The 16,011-nt window shown below is 66.0% G+C and carries 17 protein-coding genes; 7 read left to right on the forward strand and 10 right to left on the reverse strand.

Features of this window, described 5'->3' with window-relative positions; genetic code table 11:
• Positions 1-2 precede the first annotated feature (2 nt).
• Positions 3-1,211 carry a pyridoxal-phosphate-dependent aminotransferase family protein gene (locus tag CAER_RS0107460; protein ID WP_027234760.1) on the reverse strand — a complete coding sequence of 403 codons (1,209 nt, stop codon included), beginning with the start codon at positions 1,209-1,211 and terminating at the stop codon, positions 3-5.
• A gap of 208 nt (positions 1,212-1,419) precedes the next feature.
• Between CAER_RS0107460 and CAER_RS0107465 the strand changes: the two genes are divergently transcribed.
• Entirely contained in the window at positions 1,420-3,285 is a 1,866-nt protein-coding gene (locus CAER_RS0107465; protein ID WP_027234761.1) for an ABC transporter ATP-binding protein, read from the forward strand.
• 102 nt (positions 3,286-3,387) lie between these two features.
• Here CAER_RS0107465 and CAER_RS0107470 read toward each other — a convergent pair whose 3' ends face one another.
• Positions 3,388-4,068, reverse strand: coding sequence for a TIGR04283 family arsenosugar biosynthesis glycosyltransferase (locus CAER_RS0107470; protein WP_027234762.1), 681 nt, complete (start codon positions 4,066-4,068; stop codon positions 3,388-3,390).
• A gap of 100 nt (positions 4,069-4,168) precedes the next feature.
• Here CAER_RS0107470 and ygfZ point away from each other — a divergent pair, with 100 nt between their 5' ends.
• The 3 genes from ygfZ to CAER_RS0107485 all read left to right on the forward strand — a co-directional run bounded on the left by ygfZ (position 4,169) and on the right by CAER_RS0107485 (position 6,322).
• The gene (gene ygfZ, locus CAER_RS0107475; protein ID WP_027234763.1) at positions 4,169-4,903 is read left to right on the forward strand and encodes a CAF17-like 4Fe-4S cluster assembly/insertion protein YgfZ; all 735 of its coding nucleotides are present in this window, start codon (positions 4,169-4,171) and stop codon (positions 4,901-4,903) included.
• Entirely contained in the window at positions 4,900-5,703 is an 804-nt protein-coding gene (locus tag CAER_RS0107480; protein ID WP_027234764.1) for a fructosamine kinase family protein, read from the forward strand. Before ygfZ ends, CAER_RS0107480 begins: the two co-directional genes overlap by 4 nt.
• Positions 5,704-5,776: 73 nt before the next feature.
• The gene (locus CAER_RS0107485; RefSeq protein WP_027234765.1) at positions 5,777-6,322 is read left to right on the forward strand and encodes a hypothetical protein; all 546 of its coding nucleotides are present in this window, start codon (positions 5,777-5,779) and stop codon (positions 6,320-6,322) included.
• 79 nt (positions 6,323-6,401) lie between these two features.
• Here CAER_RS0107485 and efp read toward each other — a convergent pair whose 3' ends face one another.
• A complete protein-coding gene (gene efp, locus CAER_RS0107490) occupies positions 6,402-6,965 on the reverse strand; it encodes an elongation factor P (protein ID WP_027234766.1) in 564 nt (187 codons plus the stop codon).
• 219 nt (positions 6,966-7,184) lie between these two features.
• On the opposite strand from efp, the gene CAER_RS0107495 reads away from it, so the two are divergent.
• Positions 7,185-7,502, forward strand: coding sequence for a DUF6280 family protein (locus CAER_RS0107495; protein ID WP_008556013.1), 318 nt, complete (start codon positions 7,185-7,187; stop codon positions 7,500-7,502).
• Between the two features lie 198 nt (positions 7,503-7,700).
• Entirely contained in the window at positions 7,701-9,161 is a 1,461-nt protein-coding gene (locus tag CAER_RS0107500) for a cobyric acid synthase (RefSeq protein WP_027234767.1), read from the forward strand.
• Between the two features lie 343 nt (positions 9,162-9,504).
• Here CAER_RS0107500 and CAER_RS30125 read toward each other — a convergent pair whose 3' ends face one another.
• The 5 genes from CAER_RS30125 to CAER_RS0107530 form a co-directional block, all read right to left on the reverse strand.
• Positions 9,505-10,689 (reverse strand): hypothetical protein, encoded by a 1,185-nt coding sequence (locus tag CAER_RS30125; protein ID WP_051357754.1) that lies wholly within the window; start codon positions 10,687-10,689, stop codon positions 9,505-9,507.
• A 75-nt stretch (positions 10,690-10,764) separates the two neighbouring features.
• Entirely contained in the window at positions 10,765-12,171 is a 1,407-nt protein-coding gene (locus tag CAER_RS0107510) for a TolC family outer membrane protein (RefSeq protein ID WP_027234768.1), read from the reverse strand.
• A gap of 132 nt (positions 12,172-12,303) precedes the next feature.
• Positions 12,304-12,957: a protein-L-isoaspartate O-methyltransferase family protein gene (locus tag CAER_RS0107515; RefSeq protein ID WP_027234769.1), complete on the reverse strand. Its 654-nt coding sequence runs from the start codon at positions 12,955-12,957 to the stop codon at positions 12,304-12,306.
• A 221-nt stretch (positions 12,958-13,178) separates the two neighbouring features.
• Positions 13,179-13,490 carry a TraR/DksA family transcriptional regulator gene (locus CAER_RS0107525; protein ID WP_027234771.1) on the reverse strand — a complete coding sequence of 104 codons (312 nt, stop codon included), beginning with the start codon at positions 13,488-13,490 and terminating at the stop codon, positions 13,179-13,181.
• 153 nt (positions 13,491-13,643) lie between these two features.
• Positions 13,644-13,970, reverse strand: coding sequence for a TraR/DksA family transcriptional regulator (locus CAER_RS0107530; RefSeq protein WP_027234772.1), 327 nt, complete (start codon positions 13,968-13,970; stop codon positions 13,644-13,646).
• 197 nt (positions 13,971-14,167) lie between these two features.
• Between CAER_RS0107530 and CAER_RS29205 the strand changes: the two genes are divergently transcribed.
• Complete coding sequence (locus CAER_RS29205) at positions 14,168-14,305, forward strand: entericidin A/B family lipoprotein (protein ID WP_024089362.1); 138 nt, start codon at positions 14,168-14,170, stop codon at positions 14,303-14,305.
• A gap of 61 nt (positions 14,306-14,366) precedes the next feature.
• Here CAER_RS29205 and CAER_RS0107540 read toward each other — a convergent pair whose 3' ends face one another.
• Both CAER_RS0107540 and CAER_RS29690 read right to left on the reverse strand, forming a co-directional pair.
• Entirely contained in the window at positions 14,367-14,609 is a 243-nt protein-coding gene (locus tag CAER_RS0107540; protein WP_027234773.1) for a hypothetical protein, read from the reverse strand.
• 328 nt (positions 14,610-14,937) lie between these two features.
• Positions 14,938-15,864 (reverse strand): DUF7946 domain-containing protein, encoded by a 927-nt coding sequence (locus CAER_RS29690; protein ID WP_154667754.1) that lies wholly within the window; start codon positions 15,862-15,864, stop codon positions 14,938-14,940.
• Between the last annotated feature and the right edge of the window lie 147 nt (positions 15,865-16,011).

Consider the following 16,011-nt stretch of genomic DNA (forward strand, 5'->3'; position numbering starts at 1 on the left):
TGCTAAGCGCCCGCCAGCGCGGCAGCGGCCGCTTCCAGCGCGCCTTTCCCATGCGGGATGTCCAGCGCCCTGAGGCCGGTTTCGATACCGCCCAAGAGGCCCATGATCATATGCCCGTTGACATGGCCCATGTGGCCAAGCCGGAAGAAGCCGTGCCAGTCCGGGCTGCGGGGCGGCGCCATGCCCAGGCCGATGCCCAGGGTCAGGCCCAGGTTCTGCTCCAGCCACATCCGCAGCTCAGTGCCCAGCGGCGATCCGATCCGCAGTGCGGTGACCGCGTGGGAACGCAAGGCGCGGTCCGGCACATTCATCCGCAGCGGGCCGTCGGCGCCCCAGGCCTCGCAAGCGGCCCAGATGGCGCGGGCCAGATGGGCGTGGCGGGCCCAGACCGCCTCCATCCCCTCGGCGTGGATCATGTCCAGCGCGGCGCGCAGCCCGTAGAGGTGATGGGTGGGCGCGGTGCCGCCGAAATACTGATAGAACTCCTCCGGGTTGGCGCGCGGCTCCCAGTCCCAGTAGCGGCTGATCCGCGGCAGTGCGCGGCGCGCTTCGGCGGCGCGGGCGTTGAAGAACACAATGCCCAGGCCCGCAGGCACCATCAGCCCCTTCTGGCAGGCGGTGATCATGACGTCGACGCCCCAGCCGTCCATCTCGAACCGGTCGCAGCCGAGCGAGGCGATGCAATCGGCCATCAAAAGCGCCGGGTGGCCCGCGGCGTCCAGGGCCCGGCGCAGGGCGGCGACGTCGTTGCGGATCGAGCTGGAGGTGTCTGCATGCACCGCCAGCACCGCCTTGATGCGGTGGCCGGTGTCTGCGGCCAGCGCTGCGGCGATCCGGTCCATGTCCCAGGGCGCGTGATTGCCGAAGTCCAGGATGTCCGTCTCGACGCCCAGCCCCTGGGCCATTTCCGCCCAGCCGATACCAAACCGGCCCGAGGAGGGCACCAGCACCCTGTCGCCCGGCTGCAGGGTGTTCTGCAGCGCGGCCTCCCAGGCGCCGTGGCCGTTGGCGATATAGATCGCAACCTCATGCTGCGTGCGCGCCACCCGGCGCAGATCGGGGATCAGGGTGGCGGTCATCTCCACCAGCTCGCCCGCGTAGATATTGGGAGAGGCCCGGTGCATCGCCTGCAGCACCTGGTCCGGAATGACCGAAGGCCCGGGGATGGCAAGGTAAGACCGGCCTGCCGACACGTTCACTGATCCGTTCATCTTAGGTGTTCCCTGCAGCGCGGAAGACGCCCCTGCCCGCCGCGGTTGATCTGTCCTGCCACACTAGCCGCACAACGCGCCGGGTCAATTCCGCAGAGCGCTGCGTCACGGCGAATTGCTTGCGCCCTGCTGCCCACCTGCTTAAATGGCGCAGGAACGACAGGGAAAGGCCCGCAATGACACGAATTTCCTGCCGGAAATCGCTGCAATGAGTCAGAAACCGCACAAGTCCTCGAAGGAGCTGTTCGGCTGGCTGTGGCGCGGATACCTGCGTCATTACATCGGGCTGCTGGGCGTCGCCGTGATCTTTATGCTGGTGGAAGGCGCCACCATGGGCGCGCTTGGCTATATGATGCAGCCGATGTTCGACCTGGTGTTTGTCGCGGGCAATTCCGACGCGCTGGTCTGGGTCAGCCTGGCGTTTCTGGCGATCTTCACCCTGCGGGGCGTGTCCAGCGTCACCCAGAAGGTGCTGCTGAGCAAGGTATCGCAGACCTCTGCCGCGCATCTGCGCAAGGACATGCTGGCGCGCCTGATCCGCCAGGACCCGGCATTTCACCAGCAGCACCCGCCGGGGCTGCTGATCCAGCGGGTGCAATCGGACGTCAATGCGATCAACGCGGTCTGGCAGGCGGTGATCACCGGCGCGGGGCGCGATCTGGTGGCGCTGGTGGCGGTGCTGGGCGTGGCCTTCAGCATCGACTGGCGCTGGACCCTGATCCTGCTGATCGGGGTGCCGGTGCTGCTGCTGCCGATCGCCTCGATCCAGCGCTATGTGCGCAAGAAGGCGTCGCGGGCGCGGGATCTGGGGGCTGATCTGGCGACCCGGCTGGACGAGATTTTCCACGGCATCGTGCCCGTCAAGCTGAACCGTCTGGAGGAGTATCAGGCCCGCCGGTTCGGCGAACGCCAGGACGAATTTGTCCGCTCCGAGGTGAAGGCGGCCTTTGGCACCTCCTCGATCTCCGGGATGACCGACATCATGGCCGGTGTCGGCTTTATGGCGGTGCTGCTGTATGGCGGCAATGAGATCATTGCCGGGGAAAAGACCGTCGGCCAATTCATGAGCTTTTTCACCTCGATCGGCCTGTCGTTTGAACCGATGCGGCGGCTGGCCAATATCTCGGGCGTGTGGCAGGGCGCGGCGGCGGCGCTGGAGCGCATCAAGGAGCTGCTGGATGCGCCGATCCTGCTGAGCGAGCCTGCCGCGCCGAAGCCGGCGCCGGAGGGGCTGCCGGAAATCAAGCTGGAAGGCGTCGGCCTGGCCTATGGCGATGCCAGGATCCTGAACGGGCTGGCGCTGGAGGCCGAAGCGGGCAAGACCACTGCGCTGGTGGGCGCCTCGGGCGCGGGCAAATCGACGATCTTCAACCTGCTGACCCGGATGGTCGATCCGCAGACGGGGTCTGTTACCGTCGGCGGGGTTGAGGTCACCGATCTGAACACCGCGGATCTGCGCAGCCTGTTTTCGGTGGTGACGCAGGACGCGATGCTGTTTGACGAAACCTTGCGTGAAAACATCGTGCTGGGGCGCACCGATGTGAGCGATGAGGAGCTGCAGGCGGCGCTGGACGCCTCGCATGTGGCGGATTTCCTGCCCAAGCTGGAGCATGGCCTGGAAACCCGCGTGGGCCCGCGCGGCTCTGCCCTGTCGGGCGGCCAGCGGCAGCGGGTGGTGATCGCGCGGGCGCTGCTGCGCAACACGCCGGTGCTGCTGCTGGACGAGGCGACCTCGGCCCTGGATGCGCAGTCGGAGAAGGTGGTGCAGCAGGCGCTGGACAAGCTGGCGGGCGGGCGCACGACGCTGGTGATCGCGCATCGGCTGTCGACCATCCGCAACGCCGACAAGATCGTGGTGATGGACCGCGGCCAGGTTGTGGATCAGGGCAGCCATGACGAGCTGCTGGCGCGCGGCGGCATCTATGCCGACCTCTACCGGCTGCAATTCCAGGACGGCAAGACGGTGGTGGACACCTCCAGCATCGCCGCCCAGGCGGAGCAGGTTCCGGAGGGCGCGGCGAACAACGGCAAGGAACGCTGGTTCCGCCGCTTTGCGCGCAAGGTGTTCGGGTAGTCATCATGACCTGTTCCGCCTGGCCGAAAGGCCGGGCAGCGCCCGTCCGCCCCCATGGGCGGGCGCTTCGCTTCCGCCCGCGGACGGGCGATGCCCTCTCTTCTACTTCTTGTAAGAAGCCGCCAGTTTGTGCGTGTCCCGCCCCAGAAAGTAACACGCCAGCGTCCACAGGTTCCTGGCCCCGCGCCGCAGCCAGCCGGCCCGCTGATAGCGCGCGGCGCTGGTCAGCGCCGCTGACGGCAAGGCGGTCAGCCCCTTGAGACGGCGCACCAGCGACACGTCCTCCATCAGCGGCTGATCGGGGTAGCCGCCCGCGGCTTCGTATTCCTCGCGGCGGAGCAGCAGACCCTGGTCGCCATAGGGCAGCCCGAACAGGCGGGCGCGCAGGTTGGCCCAGCCCGCGACCCAGGCGGGCATCAGCCCGCGGGCCCGGAACCGCAGCCGGAAATAGGCAGGCCTGCCCTGCCCCTCCCGCAAATGCTGCGCCGCTGCGGCGGCCCAGCCCGGCTCCAGACGGGTGTCGGCATGCAGCACCAGCAGCCACTCCCCCCTGGCCGCCGCACAGCCGCGGCGCAGCTGGCCGCCGCGCGACGGCGCGCCCGTGATCCATTCGGCGCCTGCGGCCTGGGCGATGGCGCGGGTTTCATCCGCGGAGCCGCCGTCGGTGATCACCAGCTCGCGGATCAGGCCGGCGCCCAGCCCCTCCATCAGATGCTCCAGGCAGGCTGGCAGCTCCTCTGCGGCGTTGAGGGTCGGGATCACGATGCTGACCGGCGCGGGCATGGAGGGCTTCCTCTGCGGATTTGCTGTTTTCTTCCGCCCTGCTTCCTATATCACTGGGCCAAGCAGTGAAACGCCCCCAGAGGCACACAGGAGAAAACACATGAGCGACCGCCGTATCCTGCGCCTGAGCGGCAGCGACGCCAAGAGCTTCCTGCAAGGGCTTGTCACCAACAACGTCGACCGGTTGGGCGATGGCCTGGTCTATGCCGCGCTGCTGACGCCGCAGGGCAAGTACATCGCGGATTTCTTTCTGGCCGCCGATGGCGATGCGGTGCTCTTGGACGTGGAGGCGTCGCTGGCCGAAGGCCTCTTGAAGCGGCTGAACATGTACCGGCTGCGCGCCGATGTGCAGGTGGAGATGACGGAGCTGCAGGTCAGGCGCGGCACCGGGGCGGCTCCGGAGGGCGCGCTGGCCGATCCGCGCCACCCGGCGATGGGCTGGCGGCTGTATGGCACTGAAGGCGGCGATGACGGCAGCGATTGGGACGCGATCCGGGTCGCCCACTGCATTCCGGAAACCGGCGTTGAGCTGGGGCCGGACAGCTATATCCTGGAGGCCGGGTTCGAGGATTTGAACGGGGTGGACTTCCGCAAGGGCTGCTATGTCGGCCAGGAGGTGACCGCGCGGATGAAGCACAAGACCGAGCTGCGCAAGGGCTTCCGCACGGTCGAGGTCGAGGGCAGCGCGCCGGTGGGGACTGAGATCACTGCCGGGGGCAAGCCGGTTGGCACGCTGTTCACCCAATCGGGCGGCAAGGGTATCGCCTACCTGCGGTTTGACCGCGCCAAGGGCGAGATGCAGGCCGGGGACGCCCGCGTCGCCTGGCAGCCGTGAGCGGGCTGAACCAGACGGTTTTGTCCCTGCTGGGCGCCAAGGTTGCGCGCGCCCGCCCGCTGCACGGCGGTGATCTGTCAGAGGTGCAGCTTCTGTCCTTGAGCGATGGCCGCCGGGTGGTGGCCAAGACCGGGCCGCTGGTGGCGGCGGAGGCTGCGATGCTGGGCGCGATCCGGGCTGCGGGAGTGCCTGCGCCGGAGGTGCTGGGCGTTGCCGGTCATGTCCTGCTGATGGAAGCGCTGAAGGAGACCGCCGCCAGCGCGGCGGGCTGGCAGGCCCTGGGCGCTGCGCTGCGGCAGCTGCATTCGGTGACAGGTCCGCAGTACGGCTGGGCGGAAGACTATGCCTTTGGCGCCGTCGCGATCCCCAACGCGCCGCTGCCGGACTGGCCGGCGTTCTGGGCCGGCCGCCGCCTGCTGGCCGCCCCGGACGCCCTGCCCCGCGATTTGCGGCTGCGGATTGAGGCGCTGTGCGCCCGTCTGCCGGAGCTGCTGCCCGCCGCGCCGCCTGCCGCCCTGCTGCATGGCGATTTGTGGACCGGCAATGTGCTGTTCAGCGGCGGCAGCGCCTATCTGATCGACCCGGCCTGTTACTGGGGCCACGGCGAGGCGGATCTGGCGATGCTGCATCTGTTCGGTGCCCCGCCTGCCGCATTTCACGAGGCTTACGGACAGCTGGAGCCGGGGCATGAGGCGCGCCGTCATATCTATCAGCTGTGGCCCGCGCTGGTGCACCTGCGGCTGTTCGGCGCCGGCTACCGGGGGATGGTGGACAGCCGGCTGGCGTCCCTTGGCTTCTGACAAGCCTCTGTTCATCTGATTGCGCTACGGTCGCGGGAAACGGCTGCGGCCGATTGCCGAGAAGGATGTACTGATGCGGATTGTTTCCGTTTTTTGCCTGACCGCCCTGGCGGCCTCCCCCGCCGTGGCGGAGTATTGGAACTACAAGGACTGGCACGTCGCCACCGAACCGCATGAGACCGGGCAGGACAGTTACCTGACCTGCCGCGCCTGGACCGGTGGTGATGGCGACCCGCTCCTGGCGCTGGAGGTGTTTTCCGGCGATGCCGGCCCGCCGGATTTCTTTCCGATGGCCCGGGTGCTGGAATACGCGCCGCGCCATTACCCGACGCTGATGCAGCAGGGCGGCACCGTGGATTTCATCTTTGATTTCGACCGGACGTTCTCGATCGCTGCCGGGATCAACTCCTGGATCAGCGCGGAAGGTCTGGCGGAGGCCGAAAGCGTGCTGCGGTTTGAGGATCACCTGCCGATGCTGCAGGCGATGAAACAGGGAAGCTGGGTGGAGATCTGGGCGGGCAACGACATGCTCTATGAGGCGTCGCTCAGCGGGTTCACAGCGGCCTATGGCAAGATGATGGATGAATGCGGGTTCAGCCTGGCGCTGCCGGCCGGGTGATCCGGTTAGCAGCCCCGCGGGCAAAGAAAAAGCCGCCCCCGAGGGAGGGCGGCTTTCTGCTTCCGGGGCGCGGCCTGGATCAGGCGCGCTCGGAATATTCCATGGTTTCGGTGTTCACCACGATCATCTCGTCCTGGCCGACGAAGGGCGGCACCATGACCTTGACGCCATTGTCCAGGATCGCGGGCTTAAAGGAGTTCGCCGCGGTCTGGCCTTTGACGACCGGCTCGGTCTCGACGATCTTGCAGGTGACTTTCTGCGGCAGGGTCGCGTTCAGCGCCTCGGACTCGTAGAACTCCACCACGATGGTCATGCCGTCCTGCAGGAACGGGCGGCGGTCGCCCAGAAGCTCCGCGGGCAGTTCGATCTGCTCATAGGTTTCGGCGTCCATGAACACCAGCATGCCGTCGCTTTCGTAAAGGAACTGCTGGTCCTTCTGCTCCAGGCGGACGCGTTCCACCTTGTCCGCCGAGCGGAAGCGCTCGTTCAGCTTGGAGCCGTTGCGCAGGTTGCGCATCTCGACCTGGGCAAAGGCGCCGCCCTTGCCGGGTTTCACGTGATCGACCTTAACCGCTGCCCAAAGGCCGCCATTATGTTCCAGGACGTTGCCGGGGCGGATTTCATTGCCGTTGATCTTGGGCATGGGAAAATGCCTTTCAGATGGTTGATGATAATTTGCAAGACCCTATATCTGGCGGGCTGATCGCTGGCAAGACAAGGATATGGTATGGAAGATGAGTGAATAAGGTATGCGCAATTTGCATGAAAGCTATGCATCTGCGCCCTATCCGAATCGTCACAATTCCGCCATAAGCAGCGCTACGCCGAAAATTGCAATAGCAAGAACAACAAGGGATACGAGATGCGAGATTTCGTAGACGGCACCGCTTATAACAACGAGCAAGGCAACCGCGCCCGCAAACTGTTTGCAGCCGTTGTCCTGGCCGCACTGGATGATGCCATCGCCGACGACAAGAAGTACGGCAATGGCCCGGAACAAATCGCCCGCTGGGCGCGCTCGCGCGATGGCCGCGAAGTGCTGTCCTGCGCCGGTATCGACCCGAACGAACGGGTTGTGGAAGGCCTGATGGACTTCGTGGGCCGCGGTGTGCGGACCTCGGTTGCGCTGTCGCGTGAAGAAAGCGAACGCCGCAACGCTGCGCAGGCAGAAGCCGCCTAAGGCTCCTGCTTCGCATTGCTGAAAAGCGCGCCCTTCAGGGGCGCGTTTTTCTTTTGCGCACCCGGGCTTTCCGTTGGTTCAGCCTGTCGCGCGGCAGCAGCCGCGGGACGGTTCCGGCACAGCGGGCATGGACGGCGCCGCCTAAGCTGCTATGCAGGCCCGTGACATACGGGGCGCAGGCAGGGAGTGGGCAACAGGATGACACGGGCGCGTTCGATCATGATCCAGGGCACCGGCAGCAATGTCGGCAAGTCGCTCATCGTGGCGGGGCTGGCGCGTGCCTATGTGCGGCGCGGGCTGAGGGTGGCGCCGTTCAAGCCGCAGAACATGTCCAACAATGCCGCCGTCACCCCAGAGGGCGGCGAGATCGGCCGTGCGCAAGCCTTGCAGGCGCGCGCGGCGATGCGCCCGCCGCATACCGACATGAACCCGGTGCTGCTGAAACCCGAGACCGACACCGGCGCCCAGGTGATCGTGCAGGGCAAGCGCCGCGGCACCCAAGGCGCCGGGTCGTTCATGCGCGATAAATCCGGCCTCCTGGAGGCGGCGCTGGAGAGCTTCCACCGGCTGGCGGCGGACGCGGATCTGGTGCTGATCGAGGGCGCAGGCTCCCCCGCCGAGACCAACCTGCGCAAGAACGACATTGCCAATATGGGCTTTGCCTGCGCCGCAGGGGTTCCGGTGGTGATTGCCGGCGACATCCACCGCGGCGGGGTGATTGCGCAGATCGTCGGCACCCATGCGGTGCTGGAGCCGCAGGACTTGGAGCGGGTTGTTGGGTTCATGGTGAACCGGTTCCGCGGCGACCTGAGCCTGTTTGACGGCGGGCGGGACGATATTGCCGCGCGCACCGGCTGGCCGTCCTTGGGCGTGGTGCCCTGGTTCTGGGATGCCTGGAAGCTGCCGGCCGAGGACATGATGGACATCGCCTCGCGCCAGGGCGGCGCCTGCAAGGTGGTGGTGCCGCAGCTGGAGCGGATGGCGAATTTCGACGATCTGGACCCGCTGGCCGCAGAGCCTGCGGTGACGGTGGAAATCGTGCCGCCGGGCCGCGCCCTGCCTGGCGATGCGGATCTGGTGATCCTGCCCGGCAGCAAGTCGACCATTGGCGACCTGGCCTGCCTGCGCCGCCAGGGCTGGGACATCGACATTCTGGCGCACTACCGCCGGGGCGGACATGTGCTGGGCCTGTGCGGCGGCTACCAGATGCTGGGCAAGACCATCGACGACCCCGAGGGCGTCGACGGGCGGCCCGGCAAGGTGGACGGCCTGGGCCTGTTGGATGTGCACACGGTGATGGCAGGCGAAAAGCGGGTGACGCTGACCGAGGCGGTGACCCGCAACGGCAACCTGCCGGTGAGCGGCTATGAGATTCACATGGGCCGCACCGAGGGCGCCGACTGCGCCCGTGCCTGGCTGGACATTGACGGGCGGGCCGAAGGCGCGGCCTCGGCCGACGGGCGAGTGAAGGGCTCTTATCTGCACGGGCTGTTTTCCTCGGACGCCTTCCGCGCCAGCGTGCTGGCCGGACTGGGGCATGAGAGCCAGGCGGGCTATGAGGACGGCGTCGAGGAGACGCTGGACGCGCTGGCAGAGCATCTGGAGCGCTATATGGATCTGGATCAGCTGCTGGAGCTTGCGCAGCCCGTAAAGGTCTGACCTGGAAGTTACGGCGGCGCTCCCGCGCCCGCAGGCCTGCCCCGGCTGACGCCAGAACCGTCCCCGGCCTTGGGCGTGGCGCCGCGCTGTGCGCGGCGCCACGCCCAACGGGCAAGCGGCTTTTTCCAAAAGCCGCGCGCCGGGCGGGAGCCTCTGGCTGAAAGGCTGTTTCGCGAGACCCGTGGCGGCGGGCTGCGTTGCAAGGCTGCGGCGGCCGGTCCTCCCTCCCCCGTTTCTCCGGCCTGGCCAAACGGAAAAGGCACGCCCTTGGCGTGCCTTGCTGGAACCGGTCTCAGGCCGCTGATCGCCCCTGAACCGTCAGGATGCCCAGTGCCGTCAGGCCCTAGAGCAGGTCATGCGCGGCCAGCGCCCGGTGGATTTCCCGCCGCACCAGCTTGCGCACGTTGCGGGTGATCCGTTCGCCCAAGGGGCCCTGCAGCTCTTCGCGGACAATGCTGGCGACCAGGTCGCGCAGGCCCTCCTCGTCGAGGTAGCTGTCGCCTGACTCCGCCAGCGTTTCCAAAGCTGCGCCGGCAAACGCCGCCTCCACCACCGTTTCCGCCGCGCTGTCTGCGGCTGCGGGTTGCGCAGTTTCCTCAGCGCTGCCGTCCGCTTCGCCGGAGGCATCGCTGGCTGCCTGCGCGGTACTGCGGGCGGGCGCCGGTTCGTCACGCCATTCGATGGTATCGACCAGGGTCGCGGCAAAGGGCGCCTCGGTCTTGCTGTCGGGCTCCCATTGCGGCTGCGCCTGGTCGCGCGCGCCGGAGCTGCGGGCCTCCAGCTCAGCGATCTTGCGCACCACCGAGGCGGCGCGGGCGCCGGCCGTGCCGCCGGCCAGGTCGTCCGGCGGGGTTTCTGCTGCGGTGTCCCCGGTGCCCTGATCCTGCGGCGGCGTGCCGGATGCCGCAGAAAACAGCGTGGCATCGGGATCGGCCCAAGGCGCCGTGTCCGGATCGGTATCCGGCGCGCCGGCGCAGACCGGAGCGGGCTGCGGCTGACTGGTCTCAGCGCCGCCGGGCTGCGCGGCTTGCGCTTCGGTGTCTGCTGTGGTGTCCGCTGCGTCCTGCTGCGCACCGAGGAGCAAAGCGGGCCCGGACGCTGCACGGGCCTGGCGGTGCCGGAAGGGCACGGCGGGTTGCGCTGCGGTTTCGTCTGCCTCGTGCTCCACATCCGCCGCGTGCTCTGCATGCTTCGCGGGGTCTGCATGTTCCGCGTGCTCAGCTGCAGCGGCCTCTGCCTCCAGCGGGGCGGCTGCGGTCTGCGGCTGCGCATCTGCGGACAGCGGTGCTGTGCCGGCCTCCGCCTGCCCAGGGTCTGCTTCCGGAAGCGGCGCGCCGGCGCCGGTTTCCGGGCCTTCAGCCGCTTCGGGGCTGCGGGCTTGCGGATCCTTCACCCGCAGCGCAGGCGTCAGCACCAGCTTTGCCGCCGGTTCCGGCGCCGCGGGCTGGCCGCGGCTGTCTTCGCTCACCAGGCGGCGGATCGAGGACAATACATCTTCAATCTCAGCATGGGTAACTGGGTCGGACATTTTATAAACCACTCTTGCCTCTTGCCGGAAAGTGTAGCCGCCTTCCTGCCACCGCACAACAGATAGGATAAATTATCAGTTACGCCCCAAGGCCTTGAGCACGCGATCCAGATCCTTGCCGCGCTTGCTGCGGTGGGCGGGGGCGTCCTTAACCAGATTGTAATAGAGCGTCGGGTCGTAAATCTCCACCGCCAGGCCCAGGTGCTCAGCGGTCAGCAGGCCCTGCGCCTGCAGCAGCTGGTAGGCCGCGATCGCCTGGTTGGCGCGGGCGTTCACCTGTTCGGTCTGGGCATCCAGGTATTCCTGCTCTGCCTGCAGCACGTCGAGCGTGGTGCGGGCGCCCAGCGTGGCCTCCTCGCGGATGCCGTCAAAGGCGACTTTGGAGGCGCGCACCCGCTCGCCCGAAGAGACCAGGCTGGCGCGCGCGGTTTCGACGTTGAAGTAGGCTTCGCTCACCGCCTGCCGGACGGCGCGCTGGGTGTTGATCAGCACGCCGCGCTCTGCGTCGGCGTTGGCAATGGCCCGGCGCCGGACTGCGGCATTGCGGCCCCCGGCGTAAAGATCCTGGGTCATGGTGATGCCGATGCTGGAGGAGTTGGAAGCCCCCAGCCCGTCCTGCACGTCCTCGCTCACCCCGGCGTTCGCCCGCAGGTTCACGGACGGCCCCAGGCCCGCGGTTGCGGAGGCGACCTGGTATTCACGGGCCTTGACGACGTGCTGCTGAGACAGAAGATCCGGCTGGTTCCTGAGCGCGACAACCTGCGCGCCGTCGAGCGACACCCGCTGGCGGGGCAAGGCCGGCTGGCCGGCAATGCCGCCCGGCGCCTGGCCCACAACCTGCTGGTAGGTCGCCTTGGCGGTCAGCAGGGTGCCCTCGGCATCCGTCAGGTTGGCACGCGCCGCGGCCACGCGGCTTTCGGCCAGCGCCACATCCGTGCGGGTGACTTCACCCACTTCGAAGCGGTCCTGGGCAGCCTTCAGCTCTTCCTGCAGCAGCCGCAGGTTGTTGCGGCGCAGGGCCACGTTTTCCTGCGCCTGGAGGACGCCGACATAGGCCTGAACCGCTTGGAACAGCACCGTCTGCTCCACGCTCAGCAGGGCCTGCCGGGTGGCCAGCACGATTTCCTGAGCCGCGAGCCGGTCCAGGCGGCTGGCGCCGCCGTCGAACAGCAGCTGGGTCAGTTCCAGCTGGGTGGACAGGGTATTCCGGGTCTGGTTGAAGTTGACTTCGTTATAGGAGTTGGCGGCGCTTACCGTCCACTGGACCAGCGGGCGCAGCCGCGACAGGGCAATTGCCACATCTTCGTCCGCGGCCCGCAGCAGCGCCCGGTTCTGTTCCAGCAGGCCGCTGGTCTTATACGCGCCGATCATCGCGTCGGACAGGTTGTCCGCCGCCGCCTGGAGCGGCATCAGCGCCGTGGCGGCCACGCCGCCGGCAAACACAAAAGCCTTAAACACACTCGCCGGGAATTTCATTCTCATCGCCTGCCTTTTGTTCTGCCGCGCCGCCAGCCGCGGTGAGTTGTCCCTGCCAGGCGCCAGCGTCACCGCCGCCCGGCCTCTCCCCATTGCCTGCGGCCCCGCCCCGTCAGCCGCCGCGCCCGGCCGTTTTGGTCAGAGCGCAAATTCCTGCGCAGCAGCAAAGCCCGGCAGCACCGGCGCAGCGGCGTTGAAATCAAACCGCCAGGAAATCCCGGTGCCGCTCTTGTAGCCGATCTTCACCTCGCCCAGCGCGCCGTTCATCATCAGCGCCGCGATCCGGCCGCCGTCCTTGAGCTGGGCCAGCAGCGGCGCGGGCAGTTCCTCGGCCCCGCCCTGAACCAGGATCACGTCATAAGGCCCGTGTTCGGCCGCGCCTTCCGCCAGCGGGCCGGTGTGGACAATCGCATTGTCGGCGCCGGTTTCGGACAGCAGCGCCTGGGCGTCTTCGGCCAGATCCTCGTCTTCCTCGACGCCGATCACCATCTGCGCAACCCGCGCCGCAACCGCGGTGGAATAGCCCAGCCCGCAAGCCACATCGAGCACCAGCTCGTCGCTCTGGATATCCAGCGCATCCAGCATCTTGGCCAGAGTGCGCGGCTCCAGCAGAACGCGGCCGCCGCCGAGGCTGACATTCTTGTCGGCATAGGCCGCTTCGCGCTGCGCCGCCGGCACGAACTGCTCGCGCGGGACTGCCAGCATGGCTTCGATGATCGGGTATTTGGTGACGTCCGACGGGCGGATCTGGGTGTCCACCATCATGCGGCGGCGTTCGGCGAAATCAGGCATGTGCTAAACTCATGTGTTCAGTCTGTTACAGCAGGTTGTGGCACATCCCGGCAGGCACGGCAACGGGGCCTTTGGCGCGAAAGCCGCGACTGGTGCAGCGCTGCAGCGGCGCGGCGCCGCCCGCCCCGCCGCAAACAGCAGCAGCCAGCGGGCCGGGCGGCCGCTGGCTGTGATTATTTCGGGATTTGCTGCGGCTGCGGGCGGCCCGCACCCCGCCCCGGCTAGAGGGCGCAGCTTTTGCAGAACGGCGAGGCCGGGCGCTGGTCCAGCCAGTCGTCGGCAATGTCGTCGCCGCAGATCTGGCAGAAGCCGTAGGACCCCTCGCGCAGGCGGGCCAGCGCCGCATCAATGCGGCGCAGCTCGTCCAGGCTGGCCTTGGCCGGCACTTCGATCGCAGAGGCCGCGGGCGCCGCTGCCCGCGTGCGGCGGGGCGCGGCATAGGCCCCCTCCAGTCCAAGCCCGGCCTGTGACAGCATCCCTGCCAGTTCCATCCGGCGCACCTCAAGCGTTTGTTTTCTGGTGGAAAAGTCCATAATACACACCCTCCAGCTGAAATTTCGCGCAACGTGCCGTGAGGTCAAAGCTACGGCCTTGATCCAGATCAATATACCCGCGATTTTCGGGGATTGCACTACCTTATAAGTTGCAAATTTTTGGTAAACCCCTGCTGCGCCGCAAGCCGTGCCTCAGCCGGCCCCTTCTGCGGCGCAGGTCTTGCACAGCGGCGCGGCGGGCAGCAGGTCCAGGCGCGCGTCGGAAATCATCTCGCCGCAGGAGGCGCAGATGCCGTAGGTGCCCGCCTTGATCCGGCCCAGCGCCGCATCAATCCGGCGCAGCTCGTCCAGTTCCGCATTGCCGAGGCTTTCCAGCACCTCGTCGCCCTGCCGTTCAGAGGCCCGGTCCTCCCAGTCCTTGGGCATCGGCGCGTCCAGCGTGTGCTCAACCTCGCTCAGATGCCCGGTCAGTTCAGCCCGGCGCGCCTCCAGCGCCTGTTTGCGGGTGGAAAGATCCATGATGTCTGCCTCCTGTTTTGACCAGCGCAGAGTAGCCCGGCGCCGGGCCCCCGGCCTTGACTTGGCTCAAGCCCCTTGCCTGCCGCGCAAATCCGCTGGCCGGCAAATCCGCTGGCCCGCAAATCCGCTGGCCTGGGCTGGGGCGGCTTGCTAGACAGTTGCGGACGGGTTTGAGCAGAGATGAGGAGCCTTCGACGATGATCCGGATTTTCACATGTGCGCTGATGCTGCTGGGCCTGGCGGCCTGCGAGACGACCAAAGGCGCGGGGCGCGATATTTCCAAGGCCGGCCAGGCAATCAGCGGCGCCGCGCAGGACGTGCAGGACGCGCTGTAAGCGGACCGGTTTTTCAAGCGTGGAACGCCCGGCCAGCCGCCGGGCGTTTTGCTGTTGCGGGTCAGTCGATCCCCAGCATCGCCTTGGCTTCGGCCAGGGTCTCGACCGAGGCGTCATGGTCGCCGCTGTCATGCAGGCTTTGCCCCTCGTCGCGCAATTCCTGAACCGTTGCCAGATCGGCCTCCGACAGGTCGGTCCCGGAGGCCAGAGCAGCGTCGATGGCGGTAATATCGGCGGGGCATTGCCCGGCCAGAAGCGGCGACGCCAGGAGGGTGATCGCGGCGGCCAAAGTCAGGTGTTTCATGGTGTTATCCTCCCCAGATGAACGGGATTGAAGATACCACGGAACGGGTGGATTTTCAGCGGGTTGGTACGGAGAGGCTGCGGATGGGCGGAGAGTGGCGCACAAGTGTTCAGAGAGAAGCGGCGGTTGGCCGACAGCGTAGTGCAAGCCTGCCCGTCTAATGGAGTTTGCCAGACATCAGATCAGCACGCGGAGGGCAGTGCCCGGCCCGGCGGGGTGGAAGCGAAGCGCCCGCCCCGTGGGGGGGGCGGGACGGGCGCTGACCGGCCTGCGGTCGAGCGAAACAATTCATAACTGGACAGAAGGTACGTCCGACAGAGAACTCAGGTCATTCCAAAACGTCATCATCATCATCTCGCTTGTCCTCCAACTGCCGCGCGGCATTTGTAACGTCCGGGATTTGTCCAACTTCCAGATCATCAAACTCACGCGCGGCAGCAAATACTTTCAGCCTCTTTTGTCGACCGTCAGGAGCATCAATCGAGGTAAAGGCACAAACTGCTTCCATCTTTTCATCAAATTTACCCTTCTGCCGAAGAGCGTACGCATGGGCGGCATCTGCTATTACTTGAAGAGATTCCCGGCTAGCCTCAGCGAGCAAGTCAAATGTAAACGCCTGCTCTTGCTCCAAGTCAAACAATCGACCAGTTCTATTGCGGCCATCAAAACTCGTGACCAGAAAGCGTTGCGACCGTGTCTCATCGTTGAAGATGCTTTCGTGCATGTATTCTTTGCTTTCCGAATCAAGCACTACCTGATTGCCATCACCACTAATGAAAATGTTAACGTTTGAGGAACCGTGATTTACTACGGAGTGCGCCCGCCTCACGGATGGTTCAGTGGCTTGGATGAGCGCGCCTAAATCTCCCGCACTAATCCGCCCGTCACTTTCAGCTTCCTCAATCTCCGACGCCCCCTCCAGACCCGTAGCACGTTTAAAAACAGTCTCAATTAATTTCCAAGAAGCATTCGCTAACCCGCTCCCATAGGCCTCCATCAAGTACGGGGCTAATTGAGAGAACTCAAAAACAAACTCGTAAGACCCTGGACGAGTCGTTTTCAAATTCAATGAAAGGTTTAGATCTTTGAAATTCCTACGACGGATTTCACCATTTTGAGCGAAGTTTAGGATCATCATTAGAGCTTGAGAAACAGCATGTGCACTATCTAAAGCCGTAAAGGCCGGCACTTCATGCTGATCACTTTGACCACCAGTCAAAGACACAATTAGTTCAATAGGTTCTTCTACAGTCATTCCACACCTTGCAGAGAGGTTTTCTTTATAAGCGAGAGCCTACCACTCAACAAAACAACCTCAATGCGATAAATCATGAAAGCCACAACCAATATTCACTCAACCCAAAGGGCAGCGCCCGCCCGTGGGGGGGGGGGGGGGGGGGGG

This window comes from Leisingera caerulea DSM 24564, from assembly GCF_000473325.1.
Classification (GTDB): Bacteria; Pseudomonadota; Alphaproteobacteria; order Rhodobacterales; family Rhodobacteraceae; genus Leisingera; species Leisingera caerulea.

What these genes read in the sequence shown, in the direction of transcription:
- CAER_RS0107460 (WP_027234760.1), bottom strand. Translation starts at nt 1,211, where the DNA reads ATGAACGGATCAGTGAACGTGTCGGCAGGCCGGTCTTACCTTGCCATC.
- CAER_RS0107465 (WP_027234761.1), top strand. Translation starts at nt 1,420, where the DNA reads ATGAGTCAGAAACCGCACAAGTCCTCGAAGGAGCTGTTCGGCTGGCTG.
- CAER_RS0107470 (WP_027234762.1), bottom strand. Translation starts at nt 4,068, where the DNA reads ATGCCCGCGCCGGTCAGCATCGTGATCCCGACCCTCAACGCCGCAGAG.
- ygfZ (WP_027234763.1), top strand. Translation starts at nt 4,169, where the DNA reads ATGAGCGACCGCCGTATCCTGCGCCTGAGCGGCAGCGACGCCAAGAGC.
- CAER_RS0107485 (WP_027234765.1), top strand. Translation starts at nt 5,777, where the DNA reads ATGCGGATTGTTTCCGTTTTTTGCCTGACCGCCCTGGCGGCCTCCCCC.
- efp (WP_027234766.1), bottom strand. Translation starts at nt 6,965, where the DNA reads ATGCCCAAGATCAACGGCAATGAAATCCGCCCCGGCAACGTCCTGGAA.
- CAER_RS0107495 (WP_008556013.1), top strand. Translation starts at nt 7,185, where the DNA reads ATGCGAGATTTCGTAGACGGCACCGCTTATAACAACGAGCAAGGCAAC.
- CAER_RS0107500 (WP_027234767.1), top strand. Translation starts at nt 7,701, where the DNA reads ATGACACGGGCGCGTTCGATCATGATCCAGGGCACCGGCAGCAATGTC.
- CAER_RS30125 (WP_051357754.1), bottom strand. Translation starts at nt 10,689, where the DNA reads ATGTCCGACCCAGTTACCCATGCTGAGATTGAAGATGTATTGTCCTCG.
- CAER_RS0107510 (WP_027234768.1), bottom strand. Translation starts at nt 12,171, where the DNA reads ATGAGAATGAAATTCCCGGCGAGTGTGTTTAAGGCTTTTGTGTTTGCC.
- CAER_RS0107515 (WP_027234769.1), bottom strand. Translation starts at nt 12,957, where the DNA reads ATGCCTGATTTCGCCGAACGCCGCCGCATGATGGTGGACACCCAGATC.
- CAER_RS0107525 (WP_027234771.1), bottom strand. Translation starts at nt 13,490, where the DNA reads ATGGACTTTTCCACCAGAAAACAAACGCTTGAGGTGCGCCGGATGGAA.
- CAER_RS0107530 (WP_027234772.1), bottom strand. Translation starts at nt 13,970, where the DNA reads ATGGATCTTTCCACCCGCAAACAGGCGCTGGAGGCGCGCCGGGCTGAA.
- CAER_RS29205 (WP_024089362.1), top strand. Translation starts at nt 14,168, where the DNA reads ATGATCCGGATTTTCACATGTGCGCTGATGCTGCTGGGCCTGGCGGCC.
- CAER_RS0107540 (WP_027234773.1), bottom strand. Translation starts at nt 14,609, where the DNA reads ATGAAACACCTGACTTTGGCCGCCGCGATCACCCTCCTGGCGTCGCCG.
- CAER_RS29690 (WP_154667754.1), bottom strand. Translation starts at nt 15,864, where the DNA reads ATGACTGTAGAAGAACCTATTGAACTAATTGTGTCTTTGACTGGTGGT.